This window comes from Bacillus cereus group sp. BfR-BA-01310, assembly GCF_022664325.1.
GTDB classification, from domain to species: domain Bacteria; phylum Bacillota; class Bacilli; order Bacillales; family Bacillaceae_G; genus Bacillus_A; species Bacillus_A paramycoides.
Window position 1 is genome coordinate 131,524 of sequence record NZ_JAKUHD010000004.1, and the last position, 23,069, is coordinate 154,592.

Consider the following 23,069-nt stretch of genomic DNA (forward strand, 5'->3'; position numbering starts at 1 on the left):
TTTATAATAAGGAGGGAATTTGATGCAACTAGATACTTTTTTACACCATCTCCATTTCTCTATTAATGAAATTATGCCGCCCGATAAAGAGATTGATTGGGAAGATGCGCCACTTCCTTATAAATTATATCGAAATTTACCAGTCATCCCTCTCTCTTTAGAAGTCCCGTTAACATTACGTAATCCTTCTACTAAACCTAACTTAGAGGAAATCGGTCATTATCTTTGGTACTCGTTTGGTTTAACACAATTATGCCAACCTACTACTAGCCTAGAACATAATAAAACAACGACTCTATTCCGAAGATTCATCCCTTCAGGGGGGGCTTTATATCCAAATGAATTATATATGTATTTAAAGATTGACCATTATCCAGACGGAATTTACCATTATGACACCGCACACCATCGTCTCGTCTTACTTCGAGAAGGAAATTTTGATTCTTATCTTACAGAAGCACTCGGCAATCGTTGCAACATGCATTCTTGTTTTGGCGCTGCATTCGTATCTACTATGTTTTGGAAAAACTTCTTTAAATACAATAACTTTTCATATCGTCTGCAAGGGTTAGATAGTGGCGTTCTAATCGGACAATTGCTTGAATGCGCAAAACAATTCGGCTACACAAATGGGGTATATTTTCAGTTTCTAGACCGGGCAATTAATCATTTACTCGGACTATCAGAAAATGAAGAAAGTGTATACGCGGTCGTTCCTTTAAGTACAGAACCACATACAGATTGGTTTCACGATGATCATCATGAAAATAAAACAGTTACTTCTCATGACTTACTGCAGCAAATTCCGCCTTTAACACATGAGCATTTCGTTCGCTCAAAACATGTAGATGAATATCCGATGATAACAAAAGTAAACGCGACATCTATGATTGAATCGACAGAACACTTCCAAACATTAACTCATGAAGAACGACATCAATATAATGCCCACACTTTACAACTACCAAAAGTAGAACGTTTATCATATGATTTCTTGCACCTTTGTAAAAAACGATATTCACCTGATGCCGACTTCATTTTAACGAAATGGGATGCAGTCGAGCTCGCTACTTTACTACAAGAAGCGAGCCTCTCCTTCCCTTATTACAACGACCTTGATGGTAATTACTTAAATGAAAATGCACGAGTCTCATTATATGGATGCTTTTATAACGTAAAAGATATAGAAAACGGCGCTTACGCTTATAACAGTCAAACACATTCCATACAGCCAATACGGCATGGAGACCTTCGTTATCCCCTCCAATCCAGTATGACGATGGATAACGTAAACCTGTTTCAAGCACCACTTTGTCTACATGTAATTGGAAATAAAGATTACTATAAAAATGAATTAGGATATAGAGGATACCGTATTCACCAAATGGAAGCTGGTATACTCGTTCATAAACTCGTTTTAGCTGCGACTGCTATGGGAATGGGCGGTCACCCTTTACTTAGTTTCGATACAAATTTATGTAATCAATTGTATGGAATAGATGACAGAAATGAAACGTCGCTCATTCAAATTCCAGTTGGAGCGTATCGGGCGCGGAATTGGCTAAAAGGATACTTGCATAATTAGAAGCACGCCAATTGATGGCGTGCTTTTTTAAAGGAGTTAAATTATTAGAAGCGAAATAAGTACATATTCTTATATAAAAGGAGAGTTTGAATTGAGTATTTTACAACGATTAATCGAGCAAGCGAAAAATCCTCGTGGGACAATCGGTTCCTCTATGCTTTGCATTATGAATGCTGCACATACGAGACTAACAAATTGGGCTTTACAAAAAATACATATACGTGAAGATGCAATTATTTTAGATATTGGTTGTGGAGGTGGTAAAACAATACATACACTTTCAAGATTAACTCCCCATGGGAAAATATATGGGATTGATTACTCCAATCAAGCTGTTGAAAACTCAAAGAAAGCAAATATGAAGGATGTAAAAGCAGCGAAAGTAATTATTCATCAAGCAAGCGTCTCCTCTATTCCATATCATCCGGACTTCTTTGATCTCATTACCGCTTTTCAAACCCACTACTTTTGGCCTGATGTTGAACACGATATAAAAGAAGTGTTTCGCGTCTTAAAACCGAACGGATCCTTTTTATTAGTCGCTGAAACTTTCAAAATCCAATATCATATGGATACATTTAAAGCGACCGAAGAATTAGTAAACCTCTTTTATAAAACAGGATTTAAAGGTGTGAAATGTTATGAGGAGAGAGGTTGCCTTTGTGTAATAGGAAACAAGTAAAAAAACAGGCCGTTCAAGGCCTGCTTTTTTACTAGATTAATTTAAAGATACTCTTAATTTGTCTTGCAAATAACCAGTTTTTCGTACCGTAGTTATCATTTAAACTATCTAAATTGATAGCTTTTCCATTAGAAAACTTCAATTCTAATGTAGTATTTTTATCATTTGTTTTTAAATTACTATTTGTAATATCAGCATACTTTAACTTCTCAACTTCGACATACTCTTCCTTCTCTTGTCCGATAACAACGTGATCTTGGAAGAAGAAAAATACTTCTGCTTTCTTGCCGAAACAAAATACATTTTTCGTATAAATTAACGTCGCGTTATCAAGTCCGACACATACTTCTTTCATCTCTTCAACAACGTGTCCAAAGTCTTCTTCATGTCTTGTATTTGATTCAGCAATCCATTCTTCGATTGTTTTCATATTTATTGCCATGTTGTACCCCCTGGTTCGTTCATTGCTTGTTAAAAAAACAAATACTATATGACAATATAAGCGATAACTACTATACTTTTCAAGGGTGAACGCTATATTCAAAATAAAGTGAAACTTTAATCAGCAAGGATTTTGCCCATCCCCTACTGATTATTAGCCCTCACCACAATCGGGCTGCCCGTTAACGCGGATAAAGTTCAACTTCAAAGTAATTGTAAAGAGCACCAATTTCATTATATTTTAAACGTCTGAACGAGACATTCTTCATCATCAATTAGTTGCTCTCTCTCATCAAATTCAATATTCAGTTCTTTATATACTTTCTTCCAAAACGAAACTGCTGGTACATTTCCCACAAGTTCGATAACAAAATATTGTCCTCGTTTCTCTTCTAGTAAATTCTCAATAACTTGTTTACCAATTCCTTTTCCTTTATATTGATTCAATATGAAAATATCATTAATACCAAAGTCATTTTCTTTCTTCAAAAATGGGCGTTCTAATAACAATAAAAACCCTACGATACTATTATCAACTTTTATGAAATATGGAGTGATTCCGTCGATTTTCCAAAACGTGTCCAAATCTTCGTATTCAAAAAAACCATCCGCTCCAATAGTTATATTAGTAGTGAACCTAGAAAGGTCATGAAGATATAGTGAGTACAAATTACGTAAAATCGTTTTTTCTGATTCTGGAACTTTTTGAAGTGCTACAACCATTTTTAATGATCCCCTCCCCTATATGTAACTATTTCCCAACCCTCTTTATTCGACAAAAATAATCATTCCCCTTTAACGAAAAAATAGCACTTAAAAAGTGCTATTCCGCTCTCCTTGCCGCTTGTTGAATTGGATCCCAAACGCTGTTATATGGTGGTGCGTAACTTAAGTCGACATCTTCTAAATCGTGAATGCTCATTTTATTGAAAAGTGCCATTGCGATAACATCAATACGCTTATCTACACCTTCTTCACCAATTACTTGCCCGCCTAATAATTGTTTCGTATCAGAACGATATAGTAATTTCAAATAAAGTGGTGTAGCACTCGGATAATAGCCTGCCATATTTGTTGAATCTATTTTTACTGTTTTATACGGAATATTTAATCCGCTCGCTTCTTTTTCATTTAACCCCGTTCTCGCTAATGTAAGATCCATAAATTTAATAATTCCTGTACCTAAAGTACCTTTAAAGGCTCTTCGTTTATCAACCATATTTAGCCCTGCAAGTCGCCCTTGTTTATTTGCGGTCGTTCCAATTGGAATATGATCATGAATCTCTTTTATAACGTGATAATGTGTTGCACAATCTCCTGCTGCATATACATCTTTCACATTCGTTTGCATATAAGCATTTACTTCAATTGCACCTTTATAATTTTTACGTATATTTGTCCCCTCAAGAAAATCAGTATTTGGCTGTACACCGACAGATACTAAAACGAGATCTGTTTTATACGTACCTTTATCCGTCTCAATTAACTCTACTCTCTCTTTTCCTTTAAACGCTTTTACATTCTCATTTGTTAAAATTTCGATATTATGTTTATCCGCTTCTTTATGTATATATTCCGCCATATCGGCATCATAAATTGTGCCAATATGATCGTTTCGCTCAATCATTCTTACTTTCTTTCCTAGTTCTACAAATGTTTCTGCCATCTCTAGACCAATTGCACCGCCGCCAATAATCGTTACTTGCTCAACACTATTTGCTTGTAACGTGTCTAATATACGCTCAGCATCCGGAATTGTTTTTAAAAGATGAACACCTTGTAAATCCCTTCCTTCCCAATCTGGCATAACAGGTCGTACACCAGTCGCAATTAATAATCGATCATATGGAAATTCAAAGGCATCTTTCGTCTTCGTATGTACTGCATACACAATTTTATTTTCAGTATCCACTTTCGTTACTTCATGACGCACTTTCGCATCTATTCCGTATTTATCTCGAAATGTCTTTACATTGCGTGCGATTAATTTTTCAGTTGAAGCAATAGCACCGCTAATCACATACGGTAGTCCGCACTGAGCGTATGAATATATTTCACCTTTTTCTAACGTCACAACATTTGCAGTTTCATCGTTTCTAACAATTTGCATCGCTGCACTCATACCAGCTGCATCTCCGCCAATAATGACATAGTTCACTTTACCACTCCTTCTTTTTTACATACTCTTTACGCTTTCCATATTTTATCAAAATAACACCTACTTCTATTGTAAAGAAAGAGAATTCCCTCTACAAATTTGTGGCACAAGATATTTGGAAAGCCACTCGCTTCGCCTCAGCATCACACGCCGGTAAGTCCATATTTCCGGTCGGTACTGTTAAAATTATTAACTTATCTCCAAATACAATAATGCTTACTACATCAGCAGGATCAGATGATACAATTAAAATAGTCGTACCACCCCATTCTGAAGCAGAGTCACATTCCTCTTTCATATTTTTTCTCAAGAGATCCTAATCCAGCTAAATAACTATAGAAAAGGTACAGTAATATGCACTGTACCTTTTTCACGCACTCTATTCTCTTGATTTAATAAGTTCAACATTATAAGATTCAATATTAGTTAACGCTCCTGTAAAATACGGATTTTCTCTGTACCAAGACTGTTTTGAAAAGTACGTTTGCATATCTTTCGTTTGAAAAATATATCCATGTCTTGCGTATATTTCATTTCTAGCAATTTTCAATTGTTCTTTCGTTAAATATCCCAAATCCGCACTCGTTAATTTACGAATATCACTATCAGGGAAAATGAAACCATTATATACATATTGAGTCGTAACTGGCGGGGTGACATTGTAAATAACTGTTTTTTCTGCACCTTTCTTTTGAAATGGAAGACTATAAGTCGACAGTGCGGTGACAGTTTCCACCTTTGTCATTTCTCTTCCGTTTTCACCATTTCGTTCTAAATAAATCGTTGCACTTCCATCAGTAGATATAGGCCCCCACGTAATCTCTTCTCCGGTCAACGTTGTAACTGGCTTTTGATTCACATATAATGTCGCACCAGGCGCATTCGTTTGGACTGTAATATATTGTCCTTGTAACGTTAAATCTACCGTTACATTATTTTGGCTTTGTTTCATAAGTACAACCTTTTCTTCACGGGATAGTTTCACATATTCATTTTTATATTCTGATTGAAACAGTTGTACCCCTGGAAGAAACGGTCCATACTGCTTCTCAAACTTTTTATCATTCGTCTTATCAAGCTCTTTTCCGTTCACCTTTAAAAATGTATCTTTTTCATTTGTAAGTAACGTTGCATAATACGTCTTCGCTTTCAATTTATACCGATCAAATAAAAAGAAATACTTCCCGTCTTTTGTTAAAGAAAAATCTACTCTTTCTATTCCCTCACCCTGCTTTTGTCCTTGCTTCATATAACCTTTCAATTCATTAACGTAAGACGGATTTTCTTTTATATATGAAAATAGAGGCGCTAAACTCTCTCTCGTTACAATAACCGCTGGATCATCTGTCGTGACCATCTCAGCCAGTTGCTCCCCGTTCCTCTCTTGTAAAACAGTAATCATACGGTCTACTTGCGCTGATTGCGAATAATATGAACCACCATACATATACAACCCGCCCATTACTATCACAAAAAGTGCTAAAAGTATAATTCCAATTTTTGTCCCTTTGCCCATTTTCTGCTTTTGTACTACAGGACGTCCCCTCTTCGTCCCGCAGTTTTGGCAAAATTGCACTCCGTCTTCAAACTGAGTTCCGCACTTTGTACATACATTCATCCGTTCAACCACCTTTTCATTAGAAGCCAGTTAATCCTCTGGTAAAGGTTTGAATTATCGTGTTAATGTAAGACCAAAGTACAATCCATGTTGCAATCCCAATGAAAACATTTGCGATAATAAGTGTGTAAACAGGATCTAAGCCGCCGTTGTCTAGTTTTAATATAGCTACAATTATACTAATCCCTATATATGTTGTAGCTACCCATAGTAATATCGGTAAGAAAAATATTAATAGGAAACTAAAAAGAAACGAAAGGACTAATATAGCAATAGCCGGAGTCACTATCGTTCCCCATATACCGAATACTTCAAGAAAAGAAAAAGATGATTTCATCATCTTACCACTTACAAAAATAATAAATCCGACAAATAAAGTTAAAATTAATAAAAATAAAAAGACCGTTACAGATTCTCCAAAAAATGTGGGAGTAGATATATCTGGTGCAAATGTTCTCGTAACGGCTGTTGCTGCGCTCATTATTCTATAAAATATACATGCTCCTAAAAAACAAATAAGCACAAGACTCACGATCCCATTTCGCACTTCAATACTTCCACTTTTCATAATCGCTGTCGGTGCTTTTAACGCATTTTGAAAGAACTGAAAATAACCACTTGCAAATTTTTTCGCTTGCTCTACCGTTTCATTCGGCCGACTTTCCTTTACTTGCGTTGCGCTCGATAGTTGCCCTTCTTCCTGTGTACCACTTGCTTCCGCTTCTTCCGTTAACGAATGTCCACAATTCCCACAAAACTTTGCCTCCGCTGCATTCTCTGTACTACACACCGGACATTTCATTCTCTCATCCCTCCTTAAGCATATACCTTATAGGGTGTTACAGATTCAATATATGACTTTGGACATAAAACATGACTACAAGAAAAAGATTATGAAATCCTCCCTTCGAAAGAAAATATATGTACTAGTAATCTAGAAAAATAATGCTATTATGAAACATAGCAAATAAAGTGAAACTTTAAACAGATTGGATGAAAGACAATGGAATTTGTAAACTCAATTTTTCAAATACTCCTTACAAGTGTGATCCAACTATTTTCTTTAATTGGAGTCATCATTGTAATTGGATTTCTATTAGGTTATTTAGAATCTCTCACACGAATGTATTGGTCGAGGGCTTTCGGAAGAAAAGGATTCCTATTAACTGCGTGGATTGGTGTTCCTATTCATGAACTCGGACATGCAATTATGTGCGTACTATTTCGTCATAAAATTGTAGCAACGCAGTTCTTCCCAACAGATACAAGTCAAGGTGCTCTAGGTTACGTACAACACCAATACAATCAAAAAAGTGTATATCAGCGAATTGGGAATTTCTTCATTGGAATCGGCCCTATTATTTCTGGTATTACTGCATTAATCCTTTTAATGCGTTATTTCGTACCAGATTCATATTCTCTATTTAATACAACTCTCGAAAAAACGATTGCCTCTACTTCTATTAATGTAGAAATGGTCCAAAACATGCTACTATCAACGTTTGTATTATTGAAAAATTTATTTACGCTAAACCATTTATTAAATCCTTCATTTTGGTTATTTTTATTTATCGCTATTTGTATTTCCGCACATATCGCTTTAAGTAAACCAGACATTAAAGGATCAATAGACGGTGTCATCGTCATGTTTATCGTGTTATTTTTATTCAATATAATAGCGGGACTCTTTCAGTACGATAGTAACCAACTAATTGGTAAAGTAATGAAATATAATATGTATCTCATTGCGTTTTCTAGTGTGGCACTGCTGTTCTCTTGTATTTCTACACTTGTGAGTTTTGTATTTTATAAAATTAGAGGAGGTAGTTCATTTTGAACTACCTCCTCTAATCATTTCTCTCTCTTATAACTACAATTCTCAACCGGAACACGAGCATGCCCCTCTTCATCGGTACACCATGACTGTGACTGAAAGGCAAGGAAAATACCTATCCACTCTTCCCTCTTCTCAAAATGAATGAGCAAACCTCCATCTTGCCATATACCGTCATCACCTTGCCATTTCTCTACATTCCCTTGATTCATATGAATATCGTGTATACCGTTTCCAGGTGTAAAGTGGAAATATGAATCCGGAACCTTTTCTTCCGGTCCCCACCTTTCACCAAACGCATAAATAATTGCTTTCTCATCTATTGCTCTTTTTATATAATGTTCTATTTTCTCATTTAAATCATTATCAGATCCCGATTTTTCAGCTGGCAAAGGAATCATTTGTTTTGAATGAAATAAATTACCCCTTACATAATCTAAGGCAACTCTCGGCTCGTTATTTTTCACTTCCGTAAATCCAAACGGTAATGTCGGTAAAATTCGAATAGCTTCTGAATCAATATGTTCGCTCGCAAAATATAAAACTTCTGACGGATAACTTTGCGATTTTACGTTAATTGCAATGCGATAATCTACTCCTACTTCGCCTTGTAAATGAACTTGATAATGAGGTGTTTTCCCTTTTCCTATCTTAGATTGTATAACTGTACCTTTTAACACACCGTAGTTTTTTAAGGGCATCTCTTTCATCTCCTATTCATTTAGTAGCAGCTTTACATACTTACAAATTATCCAATCATAAGGAAAATCCTCCTATGTTAGGAGGATTTTTCACTTTATCCCGCATTAACGGGCAGTAAGACCCCCCACAAAAAAATCCAGCGGGAGCCTGACCGCTCGTAAAAGCCCGATTGGTTCAACTAATAATTAGTGGGGATGAAAAACGCTCTCCACTAATTAAAGTTTCACTTTATCAATACGTACCAAAAAATAACTTCTATCACTACAAGTAACACCGCACCAAAAATCATTAACGTCGTTTTCTTTAATAGTTCATTTTCACGATAAGGGATATTACATAAATAAGCACCAAGTGTAATACGTGATGGACAAGCGATTGTCGCTACTGATGATGCGGTGTTTTGAAGCGTTGTGACGTATTGCCACGGGAGTGCTACGTTTTGAGCTGTTTGCATTTGCAGTTTTATAAACATCGCATTTGATCCTGCGTTACTACCTGTTAAAAAGCCACCAATTCCGCCGATGAATGGCGCAACGAAAACGAAAAAGGTACCAAATGTTTCACCAGCTGTTTTTGCGAGTAATGAATGCATACCAGATGCTCCCATTAGTTCTGAAGTTGCAATGAACATCGTCGTTGTAATAGCGAAAGGAATCCATTGTTTTATCGTTTGTGAGATTGATTGTTTAATAATAGTAGATGGAATGCGGAAGAAAATAATTGTAAATAAACAAGTCATACCGAGCCAAAATCCTGGCGAATACAGCATTTCTAATTTGTAAGAGTATGATTTTAAATCGAGAACCGCATATGACCTAAGCGAATCATGTAATACTGGAACGAGGCGAGAAAGTAAAATACAAACTGTTAAAAAGATATAAGGGCTAATAATTTTTATAATGGATACTTCTCTCTCCGTAGCCGCAGCATGTTCTGTTAATAAATCCTGCTCATTTTTCCCTTTTAATTTAATGATAAGAAAGCCAAATGTAATTGTAACGATAGAACTTAATATCCCTGCTAGTTCAACACTTACGTATACGTTAGAAAGATAGATTCCGATAGAAAATAATAGAAAGAAACCAACTCCTTCCTTCCACTTTTCCATAACTGCCTGAAAGCCACCGACAACATATAAAGAAAGGAAGATAAAATATGCAAACATCGGGATACTTAATAATGCTGTATTTGCGCCAAGAGTTGTGAGCGGCATGTTAATAAGCTGAGAACCGATAATTGTACCGGTCGCCATCGCGCCCCATGAGCTTGCAAGTAAGCCGATAAACGAGAGTAGCACAGCTTGAAATGGTTTATAGCCGAGAGAAAGAAAAATAGGTGCTGCGACCATAAAGCCAATTCCGAACCCACTTACTGATTCAATAAGTGGACAAATACCAAAACACATAAGAAGCATTTGCAATAATCGATCGTGCGTGACTTGTTCTAGAAATCTCGCTACTTGATCGATATACCCCATTTTGTTCATGAGGTGAAATAAAAAAATACCGAAAAACAAAACGTATCCGACAATAAAACAAATTAACCAACCTTTAATCGTTGCGTGTACAGTTTCACTTATCCCTAATTGAAACGTTGGCGAGAGTAAAACGATTCCGACAGAAACGGCATAAGAAATTAATGAGGCTCTTAATGACGTTTGTTTAAACAAAAATAAACAAATGAAAATCATCATAATCGGGATAAGTGCCAACAATATTGCCATGCTATCATCTCATTTCGTAAAAAATGCAATTTTAACTATTATATAACAGGTGTTATAATTTTCAATTAATTTTATAACAGTTTTTCTCGTTATTGTTAATGAAGTGAATAACCGAAAAAATGTTACACTTTAAGAAATACATTTTTTCGAGGTGTTATACATATGAATAAAGAACAATTTTGGCAATTTATTTCTGAAATGAATACAAAAGATGAAACGAGTGATTGGTTAATTAAACAATTATCTAAAAAGCCTACAAGTGAAATTATAGATTTTGAGATTCATCTCCAAAACGCTTTAAAGCAATCTTATACGTCTAACCTATGGGCTAGCGCTTATATTATTTTAGGTGGATGCTCTGATGATTCATTTGATTACTTTAGAGGCTGGCTTATTGCATGTGGACAAGAAATCTTTGAATCCGCAGTAGAACACCCTGAGTCCCTAGCAAACTTAATTCCGGAGTTTTATGAAGAAGATGAGCTTATTCCAGAATTCGAGGAAATGCTATCTGTCGGACTTGAAGCCTTCTCTTTAAAAGAAATCGGTGATACAGAATGGGACGATGATCTGTGGAATAAATTTGACTCCCTATTAGATGAAAAAGGGCATGATTCATCTATGCCTGAACTGGAATTCGATTGGGAAGATGATGAAGATGAACTAGCGGAGCGCTTTCCAAAGTTATGGGAGCGTTTCGGCGAGAACCCATTAGGTTAAAATAGTAAGAGGCCCCTATTAACAGTAGGCCTCTTATTTATCCTGAAAAACCGTCTGCTGCCCAAGCATCTTTTCTAAAACAGCAAACACAATATAAGTACATACTACTTGCAGTACAATATTCCCAAATTTCATTAATGCAAATGAATGAATTCCCCGGAATAATTCGTTTAATAATACAATCGAAACGATACTAAATAGTTCTATAATAATTGAAAATATACATACTTCTAAAATAGATTGCTCTTGAATCCGCTTTAAGTTGGAAAAGATGAATACATACCCTAGAAATAGAGCCAATAATTCTATTTTCGTCATGCTAATGAGCCAAGCGTATAATGGTACAGTTAAAAGAAGATATAATAGTTTACATCTTAGCATGCCTTCTCACCCTCTAAACTATATGTATTTTCTGTATATTTTAACATTTCTTAAAGGAAACAAAAAGAAGAGACTTACGCCTCTTCTTTTTGTTTTACTGCATGTATTAACTCACATATTTCCTCTTGCTTTTCATTTTCTAACAGCTCAATGACTTTACTTCCTACGACAACACCGTCGCATATTGTAATCATTTCTTCTATTTGTTCTCGTGTTGAAATACCGAATCCTGCAACTACCGGTAAGTGGACGTGTGATTTTACTTTTTCTAAGTAACTATGAATCTCGTCTTTAAAGTTTTGACGTACTCCCGTTACCCCCGCTACTGTAACAGCGTAGACGAATCCTTGTGATTCACTCGTAATTTTTTCAATCCGCTCAATTGGGCTCGTTACGGTTACGAGTGGAATTAAAGCGATATTCGCATCGCGGAGAAGCGGCGCAATAATATGTTGTTCTTCATATGGTAAGTCTGGAACGATAATGCCATCCACACCTGCCTCAAGACAACTCCCGATGAAACGTTCTTTTCCGAATGCGAGTACTGGATTTAAATATGTCATGAGTACAAATGGAATTTGTACTTCTTTCCTCACTTCAGCTAATGCTTGAAAAATACCTTTTAATGTTACACCGCTATCTAACGCTCTTTTTCCTGCTCTTTGAATAGTTGGACCGTCTGCGACTGGATCTGAAAATGGGATACCAATTTCAACAATACTTGCCCCTGCTTCATCTAGAAAACGGATTTGTTCTTTTAATTTTCCAAGGCCACCATCTCCACCCATTACATACGGAATAAATGCTTTCTTGCCATTTTCAAACGCTGCTTTAATTTTTTCTACTCCCATTTTTTACACCTCTTCCATATAACGTTTTATGCTCTCTACATCTTTATCACCACGGCCGGATAAACAAATGACAAGTCCTTCGTCTTGCTTCATTTGCGGTGCTAGTTTTAAAGCGTATGCAACAGCATGTGAGCTTTCTAATGCCGGGATAATGCCTTCTTTTTTCGTTAATAATTGGAACGCTTCTAACGCTTCATCATCTGTGATCGAATGGTAAGAAACGCGGCCAATGTCTTTTAGTAAACTATGTTCTGGCCCAACACCTGGGTAATCCAGTCCTGCCGAAATAGAGTGCGCTTCTTGAATTTGTCCTTCTTCATTTTGCAGAAGGTACATCATTGACCCATGTAAAACACCGACGCTTCCTTTCGTTAAAGTCGCTGCGTGCTTTTCTGTATGGACCCCTTTTCCAGCTGCTTCTACGCCGTAAAGAGCCACTTCTTCATCGTGTACGAACGGATAAAACATTCCCATCGCGTTACTACCACCGCCAATACAAGCAACGACTGCTTCTGGTAATTTCCCTTCTAGCGCTTCATATTGTTTTTTCGTTTCTTTTCCAATTACACTTTGGAAATCACGGACAATTTGCGGGAATGGATGTGGTCCGAGAACTGATCCCATAATATAGTGCGTATCATGCACGTGTGAAACCCAGTAACGAAGCGCCTCGTTCACAGCATCTTTTAATGTGCCGCTACCGGCCGCTACGCTTTCTACTTTCGCTCCGAGCAATTCCATTCGGAACACATTTAATTTTTGACGTCTTACATCTTCTTCTCCCATGAAAATGACGCATTCTAAACCGAGAAGTGCACATACAGTAGCTGTTGCAACTCCATGTTGTCCAGCCCCTGTTTCAGCGACAACTTTTTTCTTACCCATTCTTACCGCAAGAAGTGCCTGGCCAATTGTATTGTTAATTTTGTGAGCTCCTGTATGATTCAAATCTTCACGCTTTAAATAAATCTTTGCCCCGCCGCAATACTTCGTCATATTTTCCGCAAAATATAGCGGTGTTTCTCTTCCAACATACGTTTGTAAATAATGATTTAATTCCTTTTGAAACGCTTCGTCTTGCATCGCTTCTTTATATGCTTCTTCTAGTTCTAATACGGATTGCATTAACGTTTCTGGAACGTATCGTCCTCCGTATATACCGTAATGACCTTTTTCATCTGGATATGCATAATTCATTTGGAACACTCCTTCGCTTTTTGTATAAATTGTTTTATTTTCTCTATATCTTTCTTTCCTTCTGTCTCTACTCCACTGCTCACATCGATCATATAGGGCTGAACGGTTCGAATTGCTTCTTCTATATTAAGGATGTTTAATCCACCAGCTAATATCGTTTTCTCTCGCAACTCGTTTGGTATATGTGCGAGTAACTCCCATGAGAATGTCTTACCATTTCCTCCATGAAACCTTTCTTTCGGGCTATCAAATAATACATAATCAGTTTCGTATATATTTGCGTTTTTAATTTCACTCTCCGCAACTACTCCTACCGCTTTTATAGACGGAATATTCAATCTTCTAATGTAATAATTTTCCTCATCCCCATGTAACTGCACATGTGTTAACCCGCATTCCTTTGCAATTTTCTGGATCATTTCTACTGATTCATTTACGAAAACACCAACTTTTAAAACGTGCGCTGGAAGTTTCTGAATAATTTCTTTCGCTTGCTCGGGAGTGATTTTCCGTTTACTTTCTGCAAAAACAAATCCGATTGCATCTGCACCGTATTCGCACGCACTTTTCGCTGTTTCAACATCAGTAATACCGCAAATTTTCACTTTCATATTTTCACCTTACATTCATCGAAAAAGCTGCTAATAGAAGATGTTGTCATAAGTGCTTCACCAACTAATACACCTTTTGCACCAGCTCTTTTGACGCGAATAATATCCTCTTTTGAATGAATGCCACTTTCGCTAATCCATAGTAATTTTTCCTCATTCAATCGTTTTCCGAGCTTTTCTGTTTGGCTTACATCTACTTCGAACGTTTTTAAGTTTCGATTGTTAATGCCAATAACATGTGGATTTAATTCAATTGCAATTTCTAGTTCTCGTTCATCATGAACTTCGACAATCGCTTCTAATCCTATTTCTAGTACGTAGTTATAAAGCTCTTTTAACTTCTCTTTCGTTAACGCCGCTACGATTAATAAAATAAGATCCGCTCCTGCTTCATACGCCCTATCAATTTGAATTTTATCGATTATAAAGTCTTTGCATAAAAGCGGAATGTTACTTTCTGCTCTTGCAGTTTGTAAGTCGTGAAACGATCCTTTAAAAAATTGACTATCTGTTAAAACGGAAACCGCCCCAGCACCACATTCTTCATATGTTTTAACTTGTCTTGGTACATCAACATGTAAATTTATATCACCTTTTGATGGAGACGCTCGTTTCACCTCTGCGATTACAGTAAACTGCTCTAAAGCTTTTACAAGTGAGTGTGTTTGCCTTTTTGCTTTTACTGGTGAATACGTTTCATATAACTCCGCAACTTCTACTTTCTTTTGCTCTACAATTTTGTCTAAAATCGTCCCCACTTTAATTCACCCTTTCTAATTTTTCATAACTTGCTGTAATTAATAAGTTTAATTTTTCTAATGCTTTTCCAGAGTCAATGCTATGTGCCGCTAGTTTAATTCCTTCTTCAATCGATTCTGCTTTTCCGCTTGCGAAAAGAGCAAGCCCTGCATTTAATAAAACGGTATCGTGGTATACGCTTTTTTCTCCGTTTAATACTCCGAGCGTAATCTTTGCGTTTTCTTTTGAATTCCCGCCTCTAATGTCTTCATTTTTCACTCTTGAAAAACCGTAGTTCTCTGGTGCAATACTCGTTTCAATTATTTCATTATCTTTTAAAATAGCGACGTAGTTTTCGCCTTGTAATGATGCTTCATCTAAAAATCCACTTCCGTTTACAACGAGCGCTTGTTTTCTGCCAAGTTTCTGCAATACCTCTGCTACGGGCAATAACATATCTCGTTTATAAATACCGACAAATTGTGTTTCTAAATTAACTGGATTCGTTAACGGTCCAATTAAGTTAAAGATTGTCGGAACGTTTAATTCTTTTCTTATTTTCATAATGCGTCGTAATGCTGGATGCATCGCTGGTGCGAATAAGAAGGCAATTCCTACATTTTCTAATAAGTAATCAATCTCACCAGGCGTACAGCTAATGTTTACACCGAGTTCTTCTAATAAATCAGCACTTCCTGTTTTACTAGAAACAGCACGGTTTCCGTGTTTCGCAACCTTTACGCCAGCTCCTGCAAGTACGAATGCCGATGTTGTACTAATATTGAATGTTTGCGCACCGTCACCACCTGTACCGCAATTATCCATCGCGCCTTTTATATGATTCGAAAACGGCAATGCCTTTTCACGAAGAGCACGAACGAGACCGTATATTTCTTCTGCTGTTTCCCCTTTCGCTTTCAGCAGTGCTAAAAAGGCAGCAATTTCGCTTTCTAATATGTTTTCACTTAATAAAAGGAGCCCTGCTTCATACATTTCTCCTTCTGTTAAATGCTGTCCCTCTACTAATTTTCGAAGATAACTGTTCATACTCTTTCCTCCTCTTTCACTTGTGCTAAAAAGGCACGTATTAATTTCCCGCCTTCTTCTGTTGCGATTGATTCCGGATGAAATTGTAATCCGAAGAGCGGATAATAGTTATGACGAACTGCCATTATTTCTCCGTCATCCATCGCTGTCGCTAATACGTCAAAGCATTTTGGCAAACTATTTTGCGCTGCGACGAGTGAATGGTAACGCATTGCCGTAAGCGGCTGCGTAACGTATGAAAAGATTGACGTTCCGTTATGTTTCACTCGCGATGTTTTTCCGTGTTTAATGCGCTCTGCTCTAACAATTTCTCCTCCAAATGCAGATATGATTGCTTGATGACCGAGGCAAATACCTAAGATAGGAACGTTCTTATAAAAGTGACGAATGATCTCGATACAAATTCCAGCATCTTCTGGTTTCCCAGGTCCTGGTGAGAGCACAATTCCTTTCGGCTTCATCTCCTCTAATTGTTCAATTGTTATTTGATCATTTCTTACGACAACAATTTCTTCCTCGTACTCGCCTAATAGTTGATACAAGTTATATGTGAATGAATCATAATTATCGATAAGTACAATCATTTCATTACCTCCAAAAGCGCCCTCGCTTTATTTAATGTTTCTTCATATTCAGCTATCGCGTCTGAATCGTAGACGATGCCCGCTCCTGCCTGAACGTACGCTTTCTCATCTTTCACAACCATCGTTCGAATTGCTAGCGCCATATCAAGGTTTCCTGAGAATGAAATATATCCAACTGCTCCGGCGTATACATTTCTTTTTTCATGCTCTAATGTATTGATGATTTCCATCGCTCTAATTTTCGGAGCACCTGATACTGTACCAGCTGGTAAACAATACGCTAATGCATCAAATCCACTCATTTGTTTTCGCAATGTTCCGTAAACTTCAGATACAATGTGCATAACGTGAGAGTATTTCTCTACTTTCATATATTTATCTATCGTCACAGAGCCAATTTCACTTACTCTGCCAATATCATTTCGGCCTAGGTCTACAAGCATCATATGCTCTGCTCGCTCTTTCTCATTTCCTAACAGTTCTTTTTCGATTTCCTCATCTTCCTGCTTCGTTTTCCCTCTCGGCCTCGTACCAGCAATCGGATTTGTCATCACCTTATCATCTCTTACTGACAGTAAACTTTCTGGTGAAGAACCGAGAACGACGTAATCTTGAAAATCGATATAGAACATATATGGCGATGGATTCGCAATCCGAAGTTTCCGGTATAATGCAAATGGATCTCCTTTACATTCACTTCGCAAACGCTGAGATAATACAACTTGAAAAATATCTCCAGCCCGAATGTATTCTTTCGCTGTTTCTACCATTTCACAAAATTCTTTTTCAGTTACTGAAGAAGTAAATGATAAAGGTGATAGCACTTCACTTACCGCGGCCTCTTCTCCACTTAGTACTTCCTCTTTGTATACTTGTAATCTTTCATAGACTTCTTCATAGGAGCTAGAATCGTCTTTCTTGTATACATATACAAACGATAATTTTTGGCGTAAATGATCGTAAACGATAAACTCGCGATACAGTAGTACGTGTACTTCTGGGATATTTAATGGGTCAATTAATTCCTCTCCTATATTTTCATACTGCCGAATTACGTCGTAGCCGATATATCCAATCGCTCCTCCGCAAAACGGGAATGGACTCTCTACTTGCTCTGGTGCGAGCGTTTCTTCTAATACGTGTAATACATTTTTTTGAAGTTTTTCAGTTTGACCATTTAATGTTATTTCTACGACTGTACCAACGCTTTTCACTTCTCCATATGGATTACACCCTAAGTAAGAGTAGCGTCCTTTATCTTGATGAAGCTGTGAACTTTCTAATAAAAACTTGTTCTTCCCTTTCAAACGTCTATATAAAGAAATTGGCGTAATGCTATCTCCTTCTTCTTCAGCAATTATTAAAAATGGCTTTCCTAGTTCTTTTTCCTTCAAAAATTCCTCTTTTGTCATCATGCCTTTCACCTCACTCTGAAAAATAAAAAAGTCCCCTACATATCGAAATATGTAGAGGACGATAAATTTACCGTGGTACCACCTCATGTTGGATGCAAAAGCATCCCGCTTTATTCAGGTACAAAATATATACCTTATCCTTGTAACGGCGGAACCCGGGTTGCCTACTGAAAACAATTGTTCAGCATACCTCTCGTAAGCCCATTCCGTATATGGCACCGCACCGGGCTCCCACCTATCCCCGGCTCTCTGTAACGTCTCCATTATACGTACTCTTCTTACTTAAACGATTTAACATATTTAATTTTTATAAGGCTTTCAACAATTTTTTATACACAAAAAGGGAGTACTCATCCTATAGAAAGGACGGGTACTCCCGTGGTGCCACCTTAATTCGTTACGAATGTAACGCACTTTACCGTATCAAAAACAATACGTGTCTCTTGTATCGATGAGATCATGTCGCCAAAGCCTACTTCTTTCGTTTCGGTTTGGAAGCTCCGAAGCCCATTCCACATCAATTCCATACTGATTCGCACCAACCATCAGCTCTCTGACATGTTCATCATGTGTACTCTTCTTCATCAACGCTTGCATTTTTTTAAGTTGCACTCATTATATTCCTCGTTTTTCAAATAAGTCAATACTTTTTCCGAAAAAAATATTTTTTCTTCATTCAATATTATATTGACAAAACAACCTGTTTTTATGTAAATATAATAAATACTCTATTAAAATTAAGGTTTTTTGTCAGAAAATTATATATTACAAAAATGAATCATTGTCAAAAAACGCTTACATTTCAGAAAATTCATATTTTCACATGGATTTTTCTGAATAATCATGATAGATTATACATATGCAAAATGCATCAAAAGACATGACAAAAGGAAGGGGAACTACATGAGTACGCAGATGTTAACTTTAACTTCTATCTCTATTTACATGCTCGGGATGTTAGTAATCGGCTATTTCGCCTATAAACGAACGTCCAACTTAACAGATTATATGCTTGGCGGGCGTACACTAGGCCCCGCAGTAACAGCATTAAGTGCTGGAGCATCCGATATGAGTGGTTGGCTTTTAATGGGATTACCCGGTGCAATGTTTAGCGTTGGATTAAGTAGTAGTTGGATTGCGATCGGCCTAACACTAGGCGCATACGCAAACTGGCTTTATGTCGCTCCTCGCTTACGTACCTACTCTGAAATGGCAAACAACTCTATTACTATCCCAGAATTTTTGGAACACCGTTTCCACGACAAATCTCATATGCTACGCTTAGTATCCGGACTTGTTATTATGATTTTCTTTACTTTCTATGTAGCTTCAGGATTAGTTTCAGGCGCTGTATTATTTGAAAATTCATTTGGTATGAACTATCATGTTGGATTATTCATTGTCGCAGGCGTTGTTGTAGCTTACACACTATTTGGTGGTTTCTTGGCAGTAAGTTGGACAGACTTCGTGCAAGGAATCATTATGGTAATTGCTCTTATTCTTGTTCCAATCGTAACAATTATGAATTCGAACGGACTTGGACCTGCATTTGATACAATTCGATCTGTAGATCCAACACGTTTAGATATTTTTAAAGGTGCCTCTACTTTAGGAATTATTTCTTTATTTGCATGGGGTCTTGGTTATGTTGGACAACCTCATATTATCGTACGCTTTATGGCAATTTCGTCTGTAAAAGAAATTAAAAGCGCACGAAGAATTGGTATGAGCTGGATGATTTTCTCTGTTGTCGGAGCTATGTTTACTGGTCTTATCGGTATTGCTTACTATTCACAACAAGGGCTGACATTATCTAACCCAGAGACAATTTTCCTTGAACTTGGAAAAATTTTATTCCATCCACTTATTACTGGATTTTTATTAGCAGCTATTTTAGCAGCTATTATGAGTACAATCTCATCTCAGTTGCTCGTTACTTCTAGTGCTATAACAGAAGATTTATATCGTACATTCTTTAAACGTTCTGCTTCTGATAAAGAGCTTGTATTTGTCGGTCGTATGGCTGTACTTGTTATCGCCTTAGTTGGGTGCGCATTAGCGTTTAAACAAAATGATACGATTTTAGCTCTTGTCGGATACGCTTGGGCTGGATTTGGTTCTTCATTCGGACCTGCTATTTTATTAAGCTTATATTGGAAACGTATGACGAAATGGGGCGCGCTTGCTGGTATGATTTCTGGTGCCGCGACTGTTATTATATGGACACAATTTAAATTCTTAAAAGACTTCTTATATGAAATGATTCCTGGTTTCACTATTAGTTTACTAGTAATCGTAATTGTTAGTTTACTAACACAACCTTCAAAAGAAGTTGAAGAGCAATTTGAGGATTTTGAAAAACAACATAGCCTATAAAAATAACCTCCGCTTTTAATATACAAGCGGAGGTTATTTTTTATTATAGACAGTTTTCTTCTCGAATTTAACAATTTCTTTATGTTTCGTTAAATTTACTATAACATTCTTCCTTTATATTATTAATATCGAGACTTATACAGAAAGGGGACTCCAAAATGTTAGCATCTTTACAGCGACAACATATAAGAAAATTTTCACCTATCACAAATACTTCTGCTTCTTGCTTAAACATACAACCAAATCCACCTAAAATTTCAATTGCTCCTTCTGTTATATCTGTAATTGGTATTCATATACAAAAAAATAAGCTAAAAATAAAAATGGGACAAAGCGCTGATTTATCAGCTTCCGTTTTACCAATGCAGGCAACGAATAAAGAGCTTATATGGACAAATATGAATTCCGACGTCATCACCATATATCCAAAAGGTGAGACTGTAACAATTACAGGAAAAAGTGCGGGAAGAGCAGTTGTTATTGTCACAACTGCCGAAGGAAAATTCCGTGAATTATGTATCGTTCACGTACAATCTTATATGACAAATCCAAAGTAAAATAAAGAGAGTGGATACGAAGCCACTCTCTTACTTTATTTCTATTTGAGGATTTTTTCTTTTTAACAACGAATTAAATTCTTCTTTATTTCTTGGAGAAATAAGTTCTGTTTCATATGATCCGTATAGAATTTCTAATCGATCAAATGATAGTGCATAGGCTGCTAACGGATTTTTCGTATTAGAAATTTTCTTTATATCTTTTATAAAAATCCGCTTCTTAATAGGTCCTGATTTAATAATGATTACTTCTTCCTCCACAATATACTTTGTCGTAAACCAGCTCCAAGTAAGTACCATAGCTAACGGAATTGTAAAAAACATAAGAAAATATTCTCTCCCTGCAAAGATTGGAGCAATGCATGCACCAATAACAACTAGAAAAATTGGATATAACCATGCGTCTTTTTTTGATGGAAATTCCACTAAACTTCTCCTCTCTTGATTTAAGTCAATGAACCCCCTTCTCTTTCCTATTACAATGAAAGCAACATTAAAATAGGAGGACGTATTATGACTGAACGAAAGTATGCCTTATTTGCTGGTACTTCTCTTCTTGCTATGGCATTCATTGCATTTTTTTCTTACGGTTTTGTTCACGCAAATCTCGTTGTACAAGGAGATGCGAGCACGACACTCCATAATATTCAAAATTCAAATTCACTTTTCAAAGCGGAAATCTTTGGATGGATTATCATTTTTATTACTGATATTATCGTCGCATGGGCTCTTTATTTCTTTCTAAAGCCTATCCACGCTAGTCTCTCATTACTAACTGCCTGGCTTCGTCTTATGTATACAGTACTACTTGGAATTGCCATATTCAATTTAACATCTGCATTACTTCTTTCTAAAAGTACAGTCGCTAATCCAGAAGCATATATAATGTTATTTCTAGAAGCTTTTGAATACATTTGGTCTGTTGGATTAATCATTTTCGGCTTACACCTTCTCACGTTAGGATATGTAACCTTTCAATCTAAAAGAATACCGAAAACTATTAGTGTATTACTGCTCATTGCTGCAATCGGTTATATCGTCATTAACGTAATGAATACGATGTTTTCACAATATGATGCAATCATTTCGTTTACTAAAGTTTTATTCCAATTGCCTATGATTGCAGGTGAATTAGGACTTAGCATATGGCTACTTCTAAAAGGCGGCAGAAAATCTATTACTTAAGTCTTTTCTTTATTCTGCTTAACGATTCTGGCGTAATACCAAGGTAACTTGCCAATTGATATTGAGGAACACGATCGATTAAATGAGGTCGTTTTTGTAATAATGATTTGTAGCGTTCTTCTGGTGTCGATGCAATAAATAATGTAAGCTCTTCTTGTATTTCACCAAAATTGTATTCAATCATTTTGCGTGTCATTTCTTCTAACTGTGAATATTTATTATACATGTCCTTTTCATTATTAAGGTCACCCACGACTACTATACAGTCTTCTAAACACGTTAACGTATGTGGGGATGATTTATCTTGTTTATGATGGTTAAAATTTGAGATCGCTTGTTCTTCTGTATAAAAATTTGATGTAACTTCTTTTCCAGATTCATCTATACAATGTTGCCTAATGCATCCTTTTAATACAAAATAACATTTAGACGGAACATCTCCTTGTCTTAAGAGCACTGTTCCTTTTTTATATTCTTCAATTTGTAACTCTTCCACGATCATGCGCTGTTGTTCTTCACTTAATGTTGTAAGATTTGTCATGTATTTCATTAAAATTTCTTTCATCTTTGCTTCCCCTTCCCTTTGTATGAGAAACGTATGATTTAACTCCACTATATAATCTCTTTTATTTTCAGCATAGAACAAAAAAAGAGAAGTTACCAA

Annotated in this window: 24 protein-coding genes, 1 pseudogene and 2 other annotated features; of the genes and pseudogenes, 8 read left to right on the plus strand and 17 right to left on the minus strand. The window is 36.4% G+C overall.

The features are described from left to right. Positions 1–22 precede the first annotated feature (22 nt). Together MR109_RS11105 and MR109_RS11110 are read left to right on the plus strand one after the other, a co-directional pair. Positions 23–1,585 (plus strand): SagB family peptide dehydrogenase, encoded by a 1,563-nt coding sequence (locus MR109_RS11105; protein ID WP_242272100.1) that lies wholly within the window; start codon positions 23–25, stop codon positions 1,583–1,585. A 91-nt stretch (positions 1,586–1,676) separates the two neighbouring features. Next, positions 1,677–2,267, plus strand: coding sequence for a class I SAM-dependent methyltransferase (locus tag MR109_RS11110; RefSeq protein ID WP_242272101.1), 591 nt, complete (start codon positions 1,677–1,679; stop codon positions 2,265–2,267). Positions 2,268–2,298: 31 nt separating this feature from the next. Here MR109_RS11110 and MR109_RS11115 read toward each other — a convergent pair whose 3' ends face one another. The 3 genes from MR109_RS11115 to MR109_RS11125 all read right to left on the minus strand — a co-directional run bounded on the left by MR109_RS11115 (position 2,299) and on the right by MR109_RS11125 (position 4,866). Continuing rightward, a complete protein-coding gene (locus MR109_RS11115; RefSeq protein WP_048369578.1) occupies positions 2,299–2,709 on the minus strand; it encodes a DUF3908 family protein in 411 nt (136 codons plus the stop codon). A 233-nt stretch (positions 2,710–2,942) separates the two neighbouring features. Beyond that, the gene (locus MR109_RS11120; RefSeq protein WP_242272102.1) at positions 2,943–3,431 is read right to left on the minus strand and encodes a GNAT family N-acetyltransferase; all 489 of its coding nucleotides are present in this window, start codon (positions 3,429–3,431) and stop codon (positions 2,943–2,945) included. Positions 3,432–3,531: 100 nt separating this feature from the next. Continuing rightward, positions 3,532–4,866, minus strand: a complete 1,335-nt coding sequence (locus MR109_RS11125) for an FAD-dependent oxidoreductase (RefSeq protein WP_178940528.1) — start codon at positions 4,864–4,866, stop codon at positions 3,532–3,534. Positions 4,867–4,970: 104 nt separating this feature from the next. On the opposite strand from MR109_RS11125, the pseudogene MR109_RS30395 reads away from it, so the two are divergent. Then, a pseudogene (locus tag MR109_RS30395) lies at positions 4,971–5,199 on the plus strand (hypothetical protein); the annotation flags it as partial. 46 nt (positions 5,200–5,245) lie between these two features. Here MR109_RS30395 and MR109_RS11135 read toward each other — a convergent pair. Together MR109_RS11135 and MR109_RS11140 are read right to left on the minus strand one after the other, a co-directional pair. Further along, on the minus strand, positions 5,246–6,484 hold the full coding sequence (locus MR109_RS11135; RefSeq protein WP_242272103.1) for a TcaA 3rd/4th domain-containing protein: 1,239 nt from the start codon (positions 6,482–6,484) through the stop codon (positions 5,246–5,248). Between the two features lie 19 nt (positions 6,485–6,503). Then, positions 6,504–7,286 carry a zinc ribbon domain-containing protein gene (locus MR109_RS11140; protein ID WP_242272104.1) on the minus strand — a complete coding sequence of 261 codons (783 nt, stop codon included), beginning with the start codon at positions 7,284–7,286 and terminating at the stop codon, positions 6,504–6,506. Positions 7,287–7,487: 201 nt separating this feature from the next. Between MR109_RS11140 and MR109_RS11145 the strand changes: the two genes are divergently transcribed. Continuing rightward, positions 7,488–8,321 carry a hypothetical protein gene (locus MR109_RS11145; protein ID WP_242272105.1) on the plus strand — a complete coding sequence of 278 codons (834 nt, stop codon included), beginning with the start codon at positions 7,488–7,490 and terminating at the stop codon, positions 8,319–8,321. 14 nt (positions 8,322–8,335) lie between these two features. Here MR109_RS11145 and MR109_RS11150 read toward each other — a convergent pair whose 3' ends face one another. Together MR109_RS11150 and MR109_RS11155 are read right to left on the minus strand one after the other, a co-directional pair. After that, on the minus strand, positions 8,336–9,019 hold the full coding sequence (locus tag MR109_RS11150) for a DUF2278 family protein (RefSeq protein WP_242272106.1): 684 nt from the start codon (positions 9,017–9,019) through the stop codon (positions 8,336–8,338). Positions 9,020–9,243: 224 nt separating this feature from the next. Beyond that, on the minus strand, positions 9,244–10,743 hold the full coding sequence (locus MR109_RS11155) for an L-lactate permease (RefSeq protein WP_242272107.1): 1,500 nt from the start codon (positions 10,741–10,743) through the stop codon (positions 9,244–9,246). Positions 10,744–10,905: 162 nt separating this feature from the next. Between MR109_RS11155 and MR109_RS11160 the strand changes: the two genes are divergently transcribed. Further along, positions 10,906–11,463 (plus strand): DUF4240 domain-containing protein, encoded by a 558-nt coding sequence (locus tag MR109_RS11160; protein WP_242272108.1) that lies wholly within the window; start codon positions 10,906–10,908, stop codon positions 11,461–11,463. Between the two features lie 33 nt (positions 11,464–11,496). Here MR109_RS11160 and MR109_RS11165 read toward each other — a convergent pair whose 3' ends face one another. The 8 genes from MR109_RS11165 to trpE form a co-directional block, all read right to left on the minus strand. Then, positions 11,497–11,844, minus strand: coding sequence for a DUF4029 domain-containing protein (locus tag MR109_RS11165; protein ID WP_242272109.1), 348 nt, complete (start codon positions 11,842–11,844; stop codon positions 11,497–11,499). 74 nt (positions 11,845–11,918) lie between these two features. Further along, a complete protein-coding gene (gene trpA, locus MR109_RS11170; protein ID WP_242272110.1) occupies positions 11,919–12,695 on the minus strand; it encodes a tryptophan synthase subunit alpha in 777 nt (258 codons plus the stop codon). Between the two features lie 3 nt (positions 12,696–12,698). After that, positions 12,699–13,892, minus strand: coding sequence for a tryptophan synthase subunit beta (gene trpB / locus MR109_RS11175; protein WP_025149175.1), 1,194 nt, complete (start codon positions 13,890–13,892; stop codon positions 12,699–12,701). Next, the gene (locus MR109_RS11180) at positions 13,889–14,503 is read right to left on the minus strand and encodes a phosphoribosylanthranilate isomerase (protein WP_242272111.1); all 615 of its coding nucleotides are present in this window, start codon (positions 14,501–14,503) and stop codon (positions 13,889–13,891) included. The genes trpB and MR109_RS11180 overlap by 4 nt, the downstream gene beginning before the upstream one ends. Beyond that, a complete protein-coding gene (gene trpC / locus MR109_RS11185; protein ID WP_048369604.1) occupies positions 14,500–15,261 on the minus strand; it encodes an indole-3-glycerol phosphate synthase TrpC in 762 nt (253 codons plus the stop codon). The genes MR109_RS11180 and trpC overlap by 4 nt, the downstream gene beginning before the upstream one ends. A gap of 1 nt (position 15,262) precedes the next feature. Further along, positions 15,263–16,288, minus strand: a complete 1,026-nt coding sequence (gene trpD / locus MR109_RS11190) for an anthranilate phosphoribosyltransferase (RefSeq protein ID WP_242272112.1) — start codon at positions 16,286–16,288, stop codon at positions 15,263–15,265. Then, a complete protein-coding gene (locus MR109_RS11195; RefSeq protein WP_242272113.1) occupies positions 16,285–16,872 on the minus strand; it encodes an aminodeoxychorismate/anthranilate synthase component II in 588 nt (195 codons plus the stop codon). Before MR109_RS11195 ends, trpD begins: the two co-directional genes overlap by 4 nt. Then, positions 16,869–18,287 (minus strand): anthranilate synthase component I, encoded by a 1,419-nt coding sequence (gene trpE / locus MR109_RS11200; protein ID WP_242272114.1) that lies wholly within the window; start codon positions 18,285–18,287, stop codon positions 16,869–16,871. Before trpE ends, MR109_RS11195 begins: the two co-directional genes overlap by 4 nt. A 51-nt stretch (positions 18,288–18,338) precedes the next feature. Continuing rightward, positions 18,339–18,583: a binding site (T-box leader), on the minus strand. Between the two features lie 63 nt (positions 18,584–18,646). Then, positions 18,647–18,884, minus strand: a binding site (T-box leader). 306 nt (positions 18,885–19,190) lie between these two features. Here trpE and putP point away from each other — a divergent pair. After that, complete coding sequence (gene putP, locus MR109_RS11205) at positions 19,191–20,663, plus strand: sodium/proline symporter PutP (RefSeq protein WP_048369608.1); 1,473 nt, start codon at positions 19,191–19,193, stop codon at positions 20,661–20,663. 158 nt (positions 20,664–20,821) lie between these two features. Continuing rightward, positions 20,822–21,220 carry an Ig-like domain-containing protein gene (locus tag MR109_RS11210; RefSeq protein WP_002170878.1) on the plus strand — a complete coding sequence of 133 codons (399 nt, stop codon included), beginning with the start codon at positions 20,822–20,824 and terminating at the stop codon, positions 21,218–21,220. Positions 21,221–21,250: 30 nt separating this feature from the next. On the opposite strand, the gene MR109_RS11215 is transcribed toward MR109_RS11210, so the two are convergent. Further along, complete coding sequence (locus MR109_RS11215) at positions 21,251–21,646, minus strand: PH domain-containing protein (protein ID WP_242272115.1); 396 nt, start codon at positions 21,644–21,646, stop codon at positions 21,251–21,253. An 87-nt stretch (positions 21,647–21,733) separates the two neighbouring features. On the opposite strand from MR109_RS11215, the gene MR109_RS11220 reads away from it, so the two are divergent. Continuing rightward, positions 21,734–22,405: a DUF4386 domain-containing protein gene (locus MR109_RS11220; protein WP_242272116.1), complete on the plus strand. Its 672-nt coding sequence runs from the start codon at positions 21,734–21,736 to the stop codon at positions 22,403–22,405. On the opposite strand, the gene MR109_RS11225 is transcribed toward MR109_RS11220, so the two are convergent. Then, positions 22,398–22,970 carry a Crp/Fnr family transcriptional regulator gene (locus MR109_RS11225; protein ID WP_048370042.1) on the minus strand — a complete coding sequence of 191 codons (573 nt, stop codon included), beginning with the start codon at positions 22,968–22,970 and terminating at the stop codon, positions 22,398–22,400. The two genes, MR109_RS11220 and MR109_RS11225, sit on opposite strands and share 8 nt — an antisense overlap. Between the last annotated feature and the right edge of the window lie 99 nt (positions 22,971–23,069).

Bases quoted from the DNA above. Each gene is read 5' to 3' on its own strand.
- MR109_RS11105 (WP_242272100.1), top strand. From the start codon at position 23: ATGCAACTAGATACTTTTTTACACCATCTCCATTTCTCTATTAATGAA.
- MR109_RS11115 (WP_048369578.1), bottom strand. From the start codon at position 2,709: ATGGCAATAAATATGAAAACAATCGAAGAATGGATTGCTGAATCAAAT.
- MR109_RS11120 (WP_242272102.1), bottom strand. From the start codon at position 3,431: ATGGTTGTAGCACTTCAAAAAGTTCCAGAATCAGAAAAAACGATTTTA.
- MR109_RS11135 (WP_242272103.1), bottom strand. From the start codon at position 6,484: ATGAATGTATGTACAAAGTGCGGAACTCAGTTTGAAGACGGAGTGCAA.
- MR109_RS11140 (WP_242272104.1), bottom strand. From the start codon at position 7,286: ATGAAATGTCCGGTGTGTAGTACAGAGAATGCAGCGGAGGCAAAGTTT.
- MR109_RS11145 (WP_242272105.1), top strand. From the start codon at position 7,488: ATGGAATTTGTAAACTCAATTTTTCAAATACTCCTTACAAGTGTGATC.
- MR109_RS11150 (WP_242272106.1), bottom strand. From the start codon at position 9,019: ATGCCCTTAAAAAACTACGGTGTGTTAAAAGGTACAGTTATACAATCT.
- MR109_RS11155 (WP_242272107.1), bottom strand. From the start codon at position 10,743: ATGGCAATATTGTTGGCACTTATCCCGATTATGATGATTTTCATTTGT.
- MR109_RS11160 (WP_242272108.1), top strand. From the start codon at position 10,906: ATGAATAAAGAACAATTTTGGCAATTTATTTCTGAAATGAATACAAAA.
- MR109_RS11165 (WP_242272109.1), bottom strand. From the start codon at position 11,844: ATGCTAAGATGTAAACTATTATATCTTCTTTTAACTGTACCATTATAC.
- trpA (WP_242272110.1), bottom strand. From the start codon at position 12,695: ATGGGAGTAGAAAAAATTAAAGCAGCGTTTGAAAATGGCAAGAAAGCA.
- trpB (WP_025149175.1), bottom strand. From the start codon at position 13,892: ATGAATTATGCATATCCAGATGAAAAAGGTCATTACGGTATATACGGA.
- MR109_RS11180 (WP_242272111.1), bottom strand. From the start codon at position 14,503: ATGAAAGTGAAAATTTGCGGTATTACTGATGTTGAAACAGCGAAAAGT.
- trpD (WP_242272112.1), bottom strand. From the start codon at position 16,288: ATGAACAGTTATCTTCGAAAATTAGTAGAGGGACAGCATTTAACAGAA.
- MR109_RS11195 (WP_242272113.1), bottom strand. From the start codon at position 16,872: ATGATTGTACTTATCGATAATTATGATTCATTCACATATAACTTGTAT.
- trpE (WP_242272114.1), bottom strand. From the start codon at position 18,287: ATGATGACAAAAGAGGAATTTTTGAAGGAAAAAGAACTAGGAAAGCCA.
- putP (WP_048369608.1), top strand. From the start codon at position 19,191: ATGAGTACGCAGATGTTAACTTTAACTTCTATCTCTATTTACATGCTC.
- MR109_RS11210 (WP_002170878.1), top strand. From the start codon at position 20,822: ATGTTAGCATCTTTACAGCGACAACATATAAGAAAATTTTCACCTATC.
- MR109_RS11220 (WP_242272116.1), top strand. From the start codon at position 21,734: ATGACTGAACGAAAGTATGCCTTATTTGCTGGTACTTCTCTTCTTGCT.
- MR109_RS11225 (WP_048370042.1), bottom strand. From the start codon at position 22,970: ATGAAAGAAATTTTAATGAAATACATGACAAATCTTACAACATTAAGT.